This window comes from Lentzea sp. NPDC058436 (assembly GCF_042721515.1).
Taxonomy (GTDB): Bacteria; Actinomycetota; Actinomycetes; order Mycobacteriales; family Pseudonocardiaceae; genus Lentzea.
Genome location: NZ_JBHXLF010000034.1, coordinates 25,101 through 40,520, shown reverse-complemented (window position 1 = coordinate 40,520; position 15,420 = coordinate 25,101). Strand labels below are relative to the sequence as shown.

Annotated in this window: 6 protein-coding genes; 3 read left to right on the top strand and 3 right to left on the bottom strand. The window is 70.7% G+C overall.

What is annotated here, in order from left to right:
* Positions 1 to 538 precede the first annotated feature (538 nt).
* On the top strand, positions 539 to 1,228 hold the full coding sequence (locus tag ACFWN2_RS44685) for a response regulator transcription factor (RefSeq protein ID WP_382436796.1): 690 nt from the start codon (positions 539 to 541) through the stop codon (positions 1,226 to 1,228).
* 5 nt (positions 1,229 to 1,233) lie between these two features.
* Here ACFWN2_RS44685 and ACFWN2_RS44680 read toward each other — a convergent pair whose 3' ends face one another.
* Positions 1,234 to 9,888 (bottom strand): hypothetical protein, encoded by an 8,655-nt coding sequence (locus ACFWN2_RS44680; RefSeq protein WP_382436795.1) that lies wholly within the window; start codon positions 9,886 to 9,888, stop codon positions 1,234 to 1,236.
* 1,191 nt (positions 9,889 to 11,079) lie between these two features.
* On the opposite strand from ACFWN2_RS44680, the gene otsB reads away from it, so the two are divergent.
* Positions 11,080 to 13,644, top strand: a complete 2,565-nt coding sequence (gene otsB, locus ACFWN2_RS44675) for a trehalose-phosphatase (RefSeq protein ID WP_382436794.1) — start codon at positions 11,080 to 11,082, stop codon at positions 13,642 to 13,644.
* Between the two features lie 65 nt (positions 13,645 to 13,709).
* On the opposite strand, the gene ACFWN2_RS44670 is transcribed toward otsB, so the two are convergent.
* Together ACFWN2_RS44670 and ACFWN2_RS44665 are read right to left on the bottom strand one after the other, a co-directional pair.
* Positions 13,710 to 14,099: a cold-shock protein gene (locus ACFWN2_RS44670; RefSeq protein WP_382436792.1), complete on the bottom strand. Its 390-nt coding sequence runs from the start codon at positions 14,097 to 14,099 to the stop codon at positions 13,710 to 13,712.
* 140 nt (positions 14,100 to 14,239) lie between these two features.
* The gene (locus ACFWN2_RS44665; protein ID WP_382436791.1) at positions 14,240 to 14,683 is read right to left on the bottom strand and encodes a YdeI/OmpD-associated family protein; all 444 of its coding nucleotides are present in this window, start codon (positions 14,681 to 14,683) and stop codon (positions 14,240 to 14,242) included.
* 85 nt (positions 14,684 to 14,768) lie between these two features.
* Between ACFWN2_RS44665 and ACFWN2_RS44660 the strand changes: the two genes are divergently transcribed.
* Positions 14,769 to 15,350 carry a TetR/AcrR family transcriptional regulator gene (locus tag ACFWN2_RS44660; protein WP_382436789.1) on the top strand — a complete coding sequence of 194 codons (582 nt, stop codon included), beginning with the start codon at positions 14,769 to 14,771 and terminating at the stop codon, positions 15,348 to 15,350.
* Positions 15,351 to 15,420 lie beyond the last annotated feature (70 nt).

The following is a 15,420-nucleotide window of genomic DNA, read 5'->3' as shown; positions in this document are numbered from 1 at the left end:
TCCTCCCCCGCCGGACCCGACAAAGACTCCCCCACTGCCCCCTCCACGCCACCCAAAACCGAACCCAACGCCAACACATCCCCCACCACACCATCAAAAAACGCCGCATTCGCCCGCAACAAATCCTCATCACCACGCGGAAAATGCTGACCCATCGTGATCACGACAAGCCAATCCAACTCAGGAGGAAAAGTGAGAGGCACTCAAGTCCACCAATCAACGCGCCGAGACGAGCGACAAAACCGGCCCGCACGGCGGGAATCGGAGGCACGACCGACGTGCCCCCGCAAGACGATTGGTCCTTCCTGCCCTCATCTCGCGATTGTCACCGGAGGTCCACCTCCGCGAAATGTCGCGGACATGACCTTGCCCCGTCTGACGCGACGCTCGGGAAGAACGGACACCAGCAGCGACCACGGTGCCCGGCGAGCCGTCCGTGCACCCGGACGTGTCCGAAGGTGCAGACCGCGCAAGCGGAGTGTCGGGGTCGCTGCCCGATCGGCCCCCGCGGGCGGCGCACGCCCCTACCCTCACGCGCATGGCGAGAGCCCTCGTGGTCGAAGACGACCCAGCCGTGCAGCTGGCGCTGGTGCACACCCTCCAGGAGCTCGGTCACGTGGTGCGCGCGGTGCCGACGGCCAGCGCGGCGTTGTGCGAGGTGGGCTCCGGGGAGCTGGACCTCATCGTCTTCGACCTGGGCCTGCCGGACATGGACGGTGTCGTCGCCTTGCGGATGCTGCGCAAGGTCAGCGCGGTCCCGGTGATCGTGTCAACAGCGCGCGGGTCCGAGGAGTGGCTGCTCAACGCGTTCGACGCGGGCGCCGACGACTACATCGTGAAGCCGTTCTCGCGCAACCACCTCGCGGCGAGGGTTCGCGCCGTGCTGCGGCGGTCCGGCAGCCAGCAGTCCACAGTGGACGACAACGTGCTGGCGGTGGGCGACCTGAGGATCGACATCGGCACGCGGACCGCCGAGCTGGCAGGGGTTCCGCTGTCCCTGACGAAGCGGGAGTTCGACCTGCTCGCCTACCTCGCTCGCAGGCAGGGGAAGGTCGTCACGCGGCGGGAGCTGTTCCAGGAGGTGTGGGACCAGCCGCACGCGGGTGACAAGACGATGGACGTGCACACGTCGTGGCTGCGTCGCAAGCTCGGCGAAACCGCTGCCGCACCACGCTATCTGCACACCGTGCGCGGCGTCGGGCTCAAGCTCGTCGCGCCGGAGCACTGACCCGCCTACCCCAGGTCGCCGATCAGCGCACGCCGCCACAGCACGGCCAGCGCTTCGTCACCATCGCTCACGTCGATGCCGAGGCCAGCCGCGAACGTCAGGAGATCGTTCCTCCCCGCGCGGTGGTAGAAGGGTGACGGCTTGGCGAGCTCGTCCAGCTTCGCGAGGACACGACGTTCCTGAGTGCCGAAGTGGTGAAGACCGAACAACCTCACCGCCCTGTCCTCCTCGGCGGCGTTCGCGGCACCGGCGAACCCGATCTCTTGGCCCAGCACCACCGGAAACGCGTGCCCGCACGCCGCAGCGAAAGCCGTGAGCAGCCGCACCGTGCCGACTGCCTCCGCCTCCGTGGTCCACAACGAGGCGCTGCCGTACAAGTCTCCCCAGTTCACCACGATCCGGCTCACGTCGGCCCAGCTCAGCCCTCCGTGGATCTGCGCCTCGAAGTAGCGGCTGACCGGCGCGTGCCGTTCTCGCTCCACCTCGTTCCTGAGGGAGACGTCGTGACGGAATCCGGTGACGTCGGCCAAGGCCAGCCGGACGTTCTCGTCGTAGCCGTGAGCCAGCAGACCGAAGAGGTGGTGCCGGTCCGTGAAGGTCTGCGTGCCTGCCTCCTCAGAGGCGCTGTCGCGTGCGGTGAACGTCGCACGGTCACGCACTCCCTCCCTGAGATGGAGCACGGCGCTCCCGTACCCGTAGACGCCGCCGTGTTGCAGCCCGGAGCACAACCCCGCGTAGGCGGGGGTCTCGTGTGCGGCCGTGGGAGCGAACGCCGCGGTCCGGTCACGCCGGTCGCGCGGGTCGCCCGCGATCCGGTTGAGGACGGGACCGTAGCCGAACTGCTCCTCGACCCACCCCCTGCCCGCGCGGTAGGGCGTTCCGCCGGAACGCCCGGTCTCCCAGAAGTTCGGGAACCTCGTGTTCCGCGTGAGAAACTCCGCCACCGCCTCCCGGTGACCGGGCGCGGATCCTTGGGGCGCGTTGCCGAAGTCGACGTTGTGCCTCAGCGGCATGGTCTGCAGGTGGTGGTGAGCCGCGTCGAGGATGTGGCCCATCGCGGCGAGGTCGTCCACCGGGTAGGTGGTGCCGTAGCGGGTGTTGAGATGCCGGACCCTGTCGAACGCCTTCACGCGGTTCATCTCGTGCTCGCGCGCGCCGGACTCCGCGGCACGTCTCATGGCCGCGTTCTGCACCTCGGTCAGAACGCCGTCGTCATCGCCGTCCCACCACATGAACGGGAGGTCGTCCCGCACCACGACATCGCCGGACGCCCCGGACGAGCCGTCCGGGGCTCGCGACTGCCGGAACAACAGCATCGCGTCAGGCTGAGCGCCGTGGTCGTCCGGCACGACCACTGCGTCCGGGTACGCCCCGGCTGGATCGGCGCCGTCGCCAGTGGGCAGCAGGTCCTGGTCCCAGAGCAGCGTCAGGGCGTCCGCCCCGCTGTTGCGCTCCGCGGCGGCGAACCGCGCCGGCAGTGACGCCAGCTGCTCGTAGTCCGGTGCCACGAGCTCGACCGCCCGCTGGATGACGATCTCGTGGGTGGTGCCGTCGTCCGCCGCGACGATGGTGTTCAGGTCAAACGTCCAGCGATGCGCGGGGAAGCCTTCTTCAGCACCCGTGACGGTCCGGAAGGTGATCGTCTCCTCGGACGGGCCCGCACCGCGCGCGATGTCCGACGGCATCAGACGGCCCGTCAATCTCAGGCCTCCCAACCGCACCTCTTCGCCGGCCACCAGTTTCGGCAACTGCTCACCGAGGCCGACGCGCACCGCCAGCACGACGTCCACGGTGGGCCACCGCTGCTCCAGCGCCTCACCGAGGGCCGCCAGCGCGAACGACAGGTCGCCGACCACACCCAGTCCGGTGTCGCGCACCGACGCGGCCTCGTCCCGCAGGGCGATGAGCTCGGCCCTGAGGTAGCCGTCCCGCAGTTGCGCCGGGGGCGGCGCGACGTCCCAGACGACCACGTCGACGGGCCAGGTGTCCGTCACCTCTGCCGCGGCCGCCGCCGGCCTGTACCGGACTATCACCCTCCGCTCCTCGTAGTAGCGCGAAACCTCGACCGGGCCCGACCAGACCGCCTCGGCCCTTCCGTGCCCCGGCACTTCCACCCACGTCGTGCGGTCCGCGCCCATGGACGCCGTCGACAGCAAGGTGCGTGCCTCGGCGGAGCGCGATTCCAACCGCACCTCGACCTCGCGTCCGTCCAGCGCGAACACCAGCGGCCGGAGTTCCAGCAGGCCCACCGCGAAGGGTCCCTGTTCCGCCCCTGCCAGCCAGCGCCGAAGTTCCGCTGCCTCCGCACCTCCGGTGAAGCCGAGTGCGTCCGCGAGCATGCCGAACCGCACCGCGAGCCCGGCGACCTCGATCCCCGCGACGCGCGGTGAACGCGTGTCCACCACGTGCGTCACCGGCGTCGTCGCGGCGCTGCTCAGCGAGATCGCCGCGACCACGTCGGTCTCGCGCACCCGCGCCGGCAGCGCTCCGCGCGGCGACACGACGGTGACGCGCAGGTGGACCGGCTGAGGAAGAAGGGTGACGGGCAGGTCGGTGGCCGTCAGAGTGACCGCGGTACCACCGCCGCCCGGCGGCGACAGGGGCAGCTGGATCGGGAGGGTACCGTTCGGTTCGGAACCCCACAGCTGGTCGACACCGACGATCTCGACGACCAGCGCGAGCGGCTCGGCACCACTCAGCTCGACCAGGACTCCGCCGGTGCGCAGAGCACGCGGAACCAGTACCGCGACCTGGTCGTCGTCGAACGCCCTCCAGGCTTCGAGTTCGTGGTGCTCGCCGAAGTCGCGCACCAGCCCGCCGACCGCGCTCCGCAGTTCCCCTGCGTCTACCGGGCCCGTCACGACCGTGATCCCCTCGCGGGCCAGTACGGCCCGCGTCGCGTCACCGCTGTGAAAACGACGGAACGCACCTTCTCCGTCGAACCCGATCCCACTGCCGTACGACATCACGGACACCACCGCGGTGGGCGCGTACACCGCGCGGCCGTGGCCGAGTTCGTCCAGCGCGCGCTGGAACTCGGTCACCGCCGGAAAGCCCTCCTCCCCCGGCTCCGCGGCCTGGCACGACACCAGCACGACCGGCTGGTACCCGCGCAGCCCGCGGCCGACCAGGAACTCGGCCAGCGAGGTGCCGGTGAGGACCCCGACCGACGCCCTCTGGACGTTGTGAGCGCCGAAACCCCGGCGGTTGCCGTGGATGCTGACGACGTAGCCGTCGGAGGGGAACGGCGCTCTCGTGTCCAGCATCGGCCGAATGCGGTGGTCGAGGAAGTTCTGCACGGTGGACCTGAGAGTGAAGCCCGGCAAACGCGCCTCCGGCCGCGTCGCGAGCCGGAACGTCGGCTCTCCGTACCCGATCAACGAGACGCCGACCTCCCTGCCGGTCGAGTCGTACCACGGCGCGACGTGCAGTCGCTGGTCTTCCACCGCGCCCACCGGGGCGGCGTCGAACGCGACCCAGCGCTCAGTGGTGAGGGTGGTGCCGCCGAGGGTGATCGCACCCGACGGGGCGACCACGTGGACGTCCATCAAGTAGGCGGTGTGCAGGACGTGCGCGAAGTCGGCGGCGGCCGTGTTGTGCGGAGCCCCGGCGTGCGCGGAGACCAGCACGATGGAGTCGTGGTCCGCGTCGCCGTCGGTGTCGCGCACGATGTGGGCGAACGCACCTCCCGGCTGCGGCACCTCGTCCCCGGCCGAGGAGCGGACGAGGAACCTCCCGCGGTCGTCGACGTCGGCGAAGACCAGCAGCACGTTCGAACGAGAACCGCCGGGCTCGCCGGACTCCCCGTAGAAGTAGCGGGAGGCGATCCTCCTCGCCGTCGCCGTCCTCGGGTCGGAGTCCGCGTAGAACACGAGTGCCCGTCGTCGTCCCGAGTCGTCGTGCACGGGCGAGAAGTGCCAGACGACGCCGTCCGCCCCGAGAGCGGACAAAAGGCGCTGCCGCAGGTCCTCGTCGACGGACCGGTCGAACCGGCGCCAGGCCTCCTCGTCGTCCCCGATGCCGTCCATCACCGCGGTTCTGGGGGCGTAGACCGGCAGGGGGCCACCGGTCGACAACGCGAGTGACTCGTGGAACTGGTCGGCGAGGCCCGTCGGCCCGGTCTCCTGACCTGCCGCCGCGCGCCACAGCACGACAGCGCCGAACCCACCCCTGGTGAACGGATCGAGCTGCCGGACGAGGTCGCGGGCAAGCGTTCCTCCGTCCAGTGTCGTCGTGCCTCCGACGAAGACAAGGAACGGCCTGCCCTCGGCAGCGCCGAGGCGCGCCACGGCGTCCGGTGGTGACAGCACGACGTCGCGGGCCGCACGGCGCTCCTCGGCCCCGCCCGGCCGGTGCAGGACCGCGCCCGCGAGACCACCGAGACGGTCGAACAAGGGCAGAAAACCCCAGAAGGCATCGTCGGATTCGGCATACCGGTGCCAGTCGGGCGGCGACCCGGGATCAGAGGTGATCCGCGAGGGCACGGCCACCGGTGCGCTGTCGCCGTAGAACCGGGCGAGGGTCGCCTGGAAGTCCACGGCTGGCGCCGGCTCACCCATCAAGGACTCCGGCACAGCGAGGACGTAGGCGGTGGGGCGCAGAGCGGGTCCAAGTCGCTCCACCGCCCGCCGCACGCTGTGGGCGAACACCTGGCCGGACTCGACGTGAACACCGTCCGGCCCCAGGCGCGCGAACCCGGTCGCGCTGCCGTCCGACACCACCAGCAGCGCCCCGTCCTCCCGCGGCAGGTTCCTCGCGGCGTGCACCCGCTCGGCGGACGGCTGGCCGAAGCTGAACCCCACCACCCGGCCGTCGTGTCCGAGGAGGGGCTCGGGCTCCTCGCCGGGAGCGGGCGGTGCGGGACGGGCCGGCAGCCGGAGGTTCGCGGCGACGTCGAGTCCTGGCAGGCGGGAGTCGACGAGGTCGTTCCGCCGGGGTGCGACGATCGAGATGGCGTGCTCGATCTGGAGACCGAGCAACTGGTCGGGCCGTCCCGGGAGCAGCAGGTGTGCATGACCGACGAGGTCGAACCGCCATCGGTACGCCGGGTGGTGGCTGTTCGCCCTGAGCAGTCCCGTGCTCTGCGCAGGCGCCCCGTAGGTGACCCAACGGCCGGGCACGGGTTCGGGAGCGACGTCCGGTTGAAGCATCGGCACGGCGCTCACCGTGATCCGGCCCGGTGGTCCTCCTGCCTCGGCTACGTCCAGCTCCACCAGACCGCCGGCCAGCAGGTCGGCGCGGCCGGCGAGCACGGCGCCGAGCCGGGCCGGCACGGTGGGACCGACGTCGGCCTGGGCAGCGGCGAACAGGCTGGCGACACTGCCGGTGAACGACGCCGCGAGCGCCGGTCCGGCACCGATGACACCCACGCGGTTGTCGTGGATCCACCGCGCTTCCGCGACGAGGTCGGACTCGGCGATCGGCGAGACGTGCTCGTGCGCGGGGCTCACTGGACGCCGGACCACGATCTCGACCGGTTCGTGCAGCGTCTCCAGCACGACGCCGTCGAGTGCGACGTCGATTCTCGCGGTGGCCGGCTGGTACGTGGTCCGTTCGTCGGCGGACACCACCATCGCGGGCCGGGACTCGCCGTCCGCCCCGACGTGGTGCGTGACCGCCACGGGCGGCGCGGAGCGGATGTTCTCGACGTGCGGCCGGTCCGTGAGGTCGATCCCCACGGTGACGGTGAACCCGTTGTGCCGAAACGGTTCCCGCCGGCCCTGCACGAGCGCGGCCGCCTGCCCTGCCTCCGTCCTCGACCAGCGGAACCACTCGTCCACGGTGGATTCCGAGCCTTCGTCGCCGAGCACCTCCGCGGCAGCCAGGTAGACCGAGTCCATGCCGGTGACGGACACGTCGTCCTCCGCGCCCAGCTGGAACACGACGGGAAACCCCTTGCGGTGCAGGCGGAACACGTCGGGCCACGAGAGGGTCAGCACCGTGGTGACCGCGGCGGAGTACCCGACGTCCGGGCGACGTGTCGCCAACCGGAAGTCGACGACGCGCGGGCTGCCCGCCCCCTGTGCGCCACCGTGGCCGACACCGGTCACCTCGACGATCAGTTCGACGTCGCCGTCCGGCCCCCGCAGGTGCTCGACGAACCCTCCGGGAGCGACCGCCCGGCCGAACACCTCTCCCGCGCGCTCGTCCGCGAACAGATCGTCGATCTGCTCGTCGAAGCGGCCGATCCCCTCCAGCAACTCTCGCGCCTGGCCGGCGAGCGGCATCATGCCCTGCGACCCCGCGGCGGTGGCACCCAGCCAGCGCATCAACTCGGTCTCGGCATTCCGGGCACCTCCGAACTCGCGCAGTTCGACACCGCGCGGCGCCACCACCACGCGACGATCCCCCTGCGTCACCGCACGCGTTTCAACCACACCGGTCGGCGCGTGCACGGGCAACGGCAGATGGTGCGCCACGCGCAGCAGACGTGCGAACGAGTCGGCGAGCCCGATCGCGTCCCCGTTGTGCCACAGCACGATGGCAGCGAAACCGTTCTCGCGGACGAAGCGCAGCTCGTTACGCAGAAGTTCGGCGAGGCGCATGCCGGTGATCGGGTTCGAGGTGTGGACCTGGACGTGGTAGGTGTCCGGCGGAAGCTGCACTTCTCCCAGCGCGGTGAGCAACACCTGGGGTCGGTCGGTGCCGAAATCACGTGCGTTCAGCACGACCTCGTCGTCGGTGTGGTCGTCGTGCACCAGCACGCCCGTCTGCTTGCCGCTGTGCCGGTCGTACAGGCGCTCCGACCGTTCCGGGTGCGCGGGGAAGGACCGCCACGCGCCGCCCTCCTCCCCCACGACGGCGTCCGCGGTCACGGAGATTTGGACCCGCGTGGTCGGTGCGATCACCGGCAGCGACGCCCCGTGCAGCTGGGTCAACGTCTCGGCGAAGTCGTGTGCCGCACCCGTATCCCGCGCGCCCGATCGGCACACCACCAACACGATCGCGCCCGTGCCCGGCGGCAGGCCCTGCTCGTGGACGGTGCGCGCGACCGTCCCGGCGTCCTGCCCACCGGAGAACCCGGTACCGGAGGCGTTGCCATCGGCGAACACGAAGAACGGCGTCCGTCCAGCCCAGGGCGCAGTCGTCCTCCGCATCGTCCCCGCGTGGTCTCCCGCGAGGAACTCCACGTGGTCGGGCGGGAGCACCGTCGCCCGCCGCGCCTCGGCAACCGCCTTGGTGTCGGTGCTCTTGTGGAACACCGTCCCGACCCGCGTGCCAAGCCAGTCCTCCAGTGGCGTGGACGCGAGGCCACCGTCCTCGTCGTCACCGTCCCACCAACGCTCGCCTTCGACGCTGCCCGTGGTGCGTTCGTCCTCCGGGCCTGCGTGGTGCACCGCGACGTCCGAGGTCTGCGTGAGCGCCGGCGCGACGTCTGCCCTCCGACCGCCGCGCGAGTCCACATCGGACACTTCGGCCGCCGCCGCTCCCTCCGCCGGGGTCTCCCTCATGAGCGCGACGTCCTCGTGGCGTCGCGCATGCGGCTGCTCCCCCAGGTCCGCCTCGGTCCGGACCCGCGCCACCGGCCGCGGATCAGCTGCCGCGGCACGGCGAGCGAGATCCACCACTTCGCCGGGGAACCGCGCCGCCACCTCGTGCCGCAGAATCCGGCCGGCCTCCACCTGCCCGCGCGCCGTGCCGTCCGCCAGGTAGGCCTGGTAACGCTCCTGCGACACCATCGGCGACTCCAGGCCGAACGCCTCGCCTACCGACACGAGCACGACCCCGCGCCCCTGCGCCCACTCCGCCAGCTCGGCACCGCGCCCGAGACCACTCTCGACCTCGGCACGGGTGTGCGGCGTCCACAGCACCACCTGCCCGCCGTCGTGCCCGGCACGGTCGGCGTACGCCTCCACCGCGCCCAGCGACCCGACCGGCCCACCGGGGTCGACGACGTGGCGAAGCTGGCCGGCGTCCAGCGCGGCGGTTCCCGTGCCGAGCGCCGCGGCGGAACCGCCGGCGAGGTCGAGCGAGGCCAGCACCTCGCCCGGTCGCGCCGCGTGGTCCGCACCGGCCACCTCCGGCGTGGGCGCGACCTGGTCGTGGAACTCGGGAAGCTGGGGGTGGGCTTCGGCCTGGAACACTCCCTCGGCCGGGGCAGACGAACTGTCGAGCGCGGACCCGGCCTGTGACGCCTCATGCCCGGTGTCGGCGGCGTCGCGCGGCTGAGCGGCCGCGGGTGCGTCCAGCGCAGACCCGGCCTGCGACACGTCACGCCCCGCATCGGCCAGGACGGCGTCGCGCGCGGACCCGGCCCGCGTCACCTCATGCCCGGTGTCGGCGGCGACGACGTCACGCGGCTGACCGGCCGCAGGCGCGTCCAGCGCAGACCCGGCCTGCGACACGTCACCCGCCGCGTCGACCGGGACGGCGTCGCGCGCGGACCCGGCCCGCACCGCCTCACTCCCCGCGTCGGCGGCGACGGGTTCGCGCGACTCCGGCCGAGGCGTCCCGCCCGCCTGCCCAAGGCCGTTGCCCCCACCGGCGAGGTCGTGGTGCGCGGCAGCGGGGGCAGTCGACGCATTCCGGCTCGACACAGCGGAGGCGGCCAACGGGTCAACGAACGCGTACGGGGGTGGCGCGTCCATTCCCTCGGAAACAGAAACGTCCGACACACCCGACATCTCCGGAACGTCGATGTCCGGAACCGTCGTGGACAACCCGGAAAACCCACCCACCAAACCCGTCACACCACCCGACAACGCCGACAAACCGAAATTCTCCCCCGACGTCCCGTAAATTCCCTGCATCGCCCCACCCACAAAAACCTCGGTCGCCGCCTCCGTCACCGAACCCGACACCAAACGACCCCACCCATTCGCCAACACCGACCCCACAACCCGATCCACCCCAACCCCCGCCACCCCAGCAAAACCACCCGCCAACACCCCACCCACCGCCGACGCCCCCAAACTCTCCCCGGACAAAGACTCCCGACCATCCAGAGCCACCATCTGGAACAACTGCACACCCAGGTCCTTCAACACCTCATCCGCCAGCTCATGCACCCCCGCCAACGCCAACCGCCGCACAATCCCCATCACCGTTATCCGCGTCGCCGCCACCCGCGCCGCCAACACCGACAAACTCGCACCAAAAGTCACCGCCGCCCACGCCACCGCCCGCGCGAACTCAAAAGCCAGATCCACCAACTCCACATAAATCATCAACTTCGCGTATTCGACCTCCGTCGCCGCCGCCCTCAACAAACCACCCACACCCGCCACACCACCCCCCACCCCAGGAACAGAACCACGCACACCCCGCAAAAAACGCGACGCCTCCTCCCCCGCCACACCCGACAAAGACTCCCCCACCACCCCCTCCACCCCACCCACAACCGAACCCAACGCCAACACATCCCCCACCACACCATCAAAAAACGCCGCATTCGCCCGCAACAAATCCTCATCACCACGCGGAAAATGCTGACCCATCGTGATCACGACAAGCCAATCCAACTCAGCAGGAAAAGTGAGAGGCATCGGAATCCCCGCCTATCGGGATCCACGGCGGGGCAAGATCACGCGGCAGCGTCCGAGGGCGCACAGGGCAGGCCTCACCCGGCGATCGCTCTTCACTGGCCGCATCCCGCGATTGTCGCGACCGCGGCGCGCGGCGGAGAGCGTTCTGGTGCGGCCTTGCCCGTCCTGCCTCTGGCAGCCGGACGAAAGGACGCCGCCGGGCGGAACGCGGCGCGTTCACAATAAGAAAACCCTAACGCAACCTCAAAATACTTTTGCGGGACCGAAAATCGGGCAGTGGTGAGGTCAAAATCGTGCAGAGCGAAAGGTGTGCGGTTCAGGGGCGTGCTTCGCTGGGCCGAAGCCGTGAGGAAGAGGAACAGACCGGTGATCACAGCCACAGACATCCCGCAGACCGGGGAACCGGCGGCACGCGTGTTGCCCGCCGAGCTCGTCCGCTCGCTGGTCCGGCTCGCGCGCACGCCCCACCTGCTGGTGGCGTGCGACTACGACGGAACGCTGGCCCCCATCGTGGACCGGCCGGAGAACGCGGTGCCCGACTCCCGCGCCGTGGCGGCGTTGCGGTCGCTCGCGGGGTTGCCCGACACCACCGCCGCGGTGATCTCAGGGCGGGCGCTGCGCGATCTCGCCGTGCTGTCGCGGCTTCCCGCCGAGGTGCACCTCATCGGGTCGCACGGGTCGGAGTTCGACGTCGGTTTCGTGCACGAGCTGGCGGACGAGGCGCGGCAACTCCTCGCCGACCTGCGGCAGGTGCTCACCGGGATCGTCACGATGTACTCGCCGGCGCTGCTCGAGGTGAAGCCCGCGAGCATCGCGGTGCACTACCGGCGGTGCCGTCCGGAGGTCGCCGAGTGGCTGCTCAGCCAGCTGCGCGACGGCCCCTGCCTGTGGGAGGGCGTGCAGGTCACCGAGGGCAAGTCGGTGATCGAGTTCGCGGTGGTCCAGACGGACAAGGGCAACGCGCTCGACGTGGTGCGGCACCAGGTCGGTGCCACCGCGGCGATCTTCCTGGGCGACGACGTGACGGACGAGAAGGCGTTCGAACGCCTGTCCGGCCCCGATGTCGGCGTACGCGTCGGTGACGGCGAAACCCTTGCCGGGCACCAGGTCGAGGACACGGCCATGGTCGCGGCGGCACTGGCGTTGCTGGTGGAGGAGCGCCGTGCGTGGCTGCACGGTGACCAGGCCGTGCCGATCGAGCGCCTGACGATGCTCGCGAACGAGCGTTCGGTGGCGCTGGTGACGCCGGACGCCAAGGTCAACTGGCTGTGCCACCCCGAGCCGGACTCCGCGGCGATCTTCGCGGACCTGCTCGGCGGACCGGCCGCCGGTCACTTCTCGATCAAGCCGAAGCACGGGTCGCTGCCGCTGGGCCAGCGCTACCTGCCGGGCACGATGATCGTGGAGACCCGCTGGTCGCGCCTGTTGGTGACGGACTACCTGGAACACGATCTCGTCTCGCACCGCACGGATCTGGTGCGCAGAATCTCCGGGTCCACCAACGCGATGATCACGTTCGCGCCGCGTCCCGAGTTCGGCCAGGTGCCGGTGCGCCTGCTGCGCGAGCCCGACGGCCTGCGCGTCGCCGGCACGTCGGACCCGATGGTGCTGCGCTCGCCGGGCGTCGACTGGCACATCACGTCCGACGGCGTCCACGACACCGCGACGGCCGTCGTGCGACCGCGGGAAGGCGCCGCCGTGCTGCTCGAACTGCGCTGCGGCACCGACGACATCTCCGAGCACCGGATCACCGAACCTGCCCGCAAGCAACGAGCCGCCGGGTACTGGTCGGACTGGGCGGCCGGTCTCAAGCTCCCGGCCGTGCAGACGGACCTGGTGCTGCGTTCCGCGCTGACGCTGCGCGGCCTGGTGCACAAGGACTCCGGCTCGATCATGGCGGCCGCCACCACCTCGTTGCCCGAGGAACTCGGCGGCGTCCGCAACTGGGACTACCGCTACTGCTGGCTGCGCGACGGCGCCATGACCGCCGCCGCCCTGGTGTCCGTCGGCTCGTACGACGAGGCCGACGGCTTCCTCACGTGGCTGCACGGCGTCCTGGACACCATCCCCGGCCCCGAGCGGCTGCACCCGCTGTACACGCTGCACGGCACCCAACTCGGCGCCGAGGCCGTCATCGACGCGCTCCCCGGCTACGCCGGCTCACGTCCCGTGCGCGTCGGCAACCTCGCGAACCAGCAGGTGCAGCTCGACGTGTTCGGCCCGGTCGTCGACCTGGTCGTCCAGCTCGCCACCGCACGCGGTGCGCTCTCCGACGCCGACTGGACGATGGTCCAGGCGATGGCCGAGGCCGTCTCGCGGCGCTGGCACGAGCCCGACCACGGCATCTGGGAGGAACGGCACGCGCCGCGCCACCACGTGTACTCGAAGGTCATGTGCTGGCTGACCATCGACCGCGCGATCAAGCTCGGCGAGCAGTTCGGCCGCGAGCTGGACCCGTCCTGGGTCCCGCTGCGCGACACGATCGCCACCGACGTGCTCAAGAACGGCTGGAACGACGAGGTCCAGTCCTTCACCACGGCCTACGACGGCGACGACCTCGACGCCGCCTCCCTGTTCGTCGGCCTGTCCGGCCTCATCGACCCCACCGACGAGCGCTTCCAGTCCACCGTGACGGCCATCGAGGCCGAACTCAGGTCCGGCTGCACCGTCTACCGCTACCGGCGTGACGACGGCCTGCCCGGCGGCGAAGGCGGCTTCCACCTCTGCGCCGCCTGGATGATCGAGGCCTACCTGCTCACCGGCCGCCGCACCGAGGCCGAGGAACTGTTCGGCCAGATCGTCGCGGCCGCGGGCCCCACCGGCCTGCTGCCAGAGGAGTACGACCCCGTCGCCGAACGCTCGCTGGGCAACCACCCGCAGGCGTACTCACACCTCGGCCTGATCCGCTGCGCCCAACTGCTCACGCGGTAGGTCAGGACCGGAAAGGGCGAGGCCCGGCCGCGGGAACTGGACCACCCGCGGCCGGGGCTCGCCGTCTACCCGTCGACCCACCCGCGACCGCGGGCCAGTCCGACCATCGCCGTGCGCACGTCGGCGATCTGCGCGCCGGTGAGCTGCGGCACGGCGGCGATCAGCGTCTCGGTGATCTCGGTCGCGTACCGCCCGGCCGTGAGCACATCGCGCTTCACCGTCTCCTCGACGACAACGGGCGGCACCTCGCCGTCACCGACGACCTTGACGTCGTACGCCTTCAGGCCCCGCTGCCCCTCCATCACCCGGAACGTCACGCGCGTGCCCGTCGCCACGTCGCCCCCGCCCAACACACCGTTGGCGTGGAGGAACACGTCCTCCTGACCGCTGTCCGGCGCGATGAACCCGTACCCGCGATCGTCATCGAACCGCACGACACGTCCAGTGAGCTCCACGACCCCACACCTCCCACAACGAAAGAACGATCTCGTCCACTGTCGGAGCCGGACGTCGGTGCGGGCAACGCGTCACGTGGATTCCTGCCCTTGCGCACCGCGAAGTGCGCGCACGGGCCGGTGTCGGGGGCGAGAAGGCGTCAGGACAGCTCGGCGATGATCTTCTCGATCCGGCGCGCGCGGGTCTCGGGCTGTTTCGCCGCCGCCACCGCCTCGGCGCGTTGCCGCTGGTTGCTGTAGGACAGCGCGGTGAACGCGGCGCGGGCCGCAGGGTGCCGGTCGAGCGCCGCCGCCAGGTCCTCGGGTACCTCGACGGAGCGTTCCGCCAGGTCCGGTTCCAGTGTCACCTCGACGGTCTCGCCCGCGGTGACGCCCGCCGCCTCGCGGTTGGCGGCGCTCACGCCCAGCATGAAGTCGCCGCCGTACACCGCCACCGTGCTGCGGTAGGTGTGGCCGCCGATCGTCACCAGCACCTTGGGCTTCTTGCCCTGTCCGAGCGCCTCGACCACGTCCGCGGGGACGCGGAACCCGGTCGCGGTCTTGCCGTTGAGCTCCAGCAGGCTCGTGAACGTGTGGCGTGCCAAGGTCCGGCCTCCGATCGACTGTCCACCCGAGATCCTAGGACGCCGTTATTGACAGATCGATCCATAACGTCCTAGGGTCGTGGACATGGCACGACCGAGGGAGTTCGACCGGGGCGAGGCACTGCAGAAGGCCACGAAGGTCTTCTGGGACAAGGGCTACGCCGCCACCTCCACCGACCACCTGCTCAAGGAGATGGGCATCGGCCGGCAGAGTCTCTACAACGCCTTCGGGGACAAGCGGAAGCTCTACCTGGAGGTGCTGGCGTCCTATCAGGACTCCACGGTCGCCGGGCACGTGCGGCGGCTGACCGGCGAGGAGTCACCGCTGGAAGGCATCCGGCAGCTCCTCGCGGGAATCGCGGCCGACGACGACGAGGTCAGGGCACTGGGCTGCCTCGGCGTCGGCTCGGTCAGCGAGTTCGGCGCGGCCGACCCGGAACTCGCGCGGATGCGAGACAGGACCAACCGGATCCTGACCGAGGAGGTCGCGACCAGGGTTCGGGCGGGCCAGGCGCTCGGCGAGATCGACGGCTCGCTGGACGTCGACAGCGCCACCGGGTTCGTCCTGCTCACCATGACCGGCCTGCAGGTCGCCGCCCGCGGCGGGGCCGACGTCGCGTCCATGCGCCACCTCGCCGACTTCGCGGTCGAACGCCTCACCGCCTGACACTCCCCCGGCACGGAAGCACCTCTGCCGCGCCCGAGTTATTGACTGATCCATCCAGAAAGGGTTTTCC

Coding starts and splice junctions, on each gene's coding strand:
- ACFWN2_RS44685 (WP_382436796.1), top strand. CDS start 539: ATGGCGAGAGCCCTCGTGGTCGAAGACGACCCAGCCGTGCAGCTGGCG.
- ACFWN2_RS44660 (WP_382436789.1), top strand. CDS start 14,769: ATGGCACGACCGAGGGAGTTCGACCGGGGCGAGGCACTGCAGAAGGCC.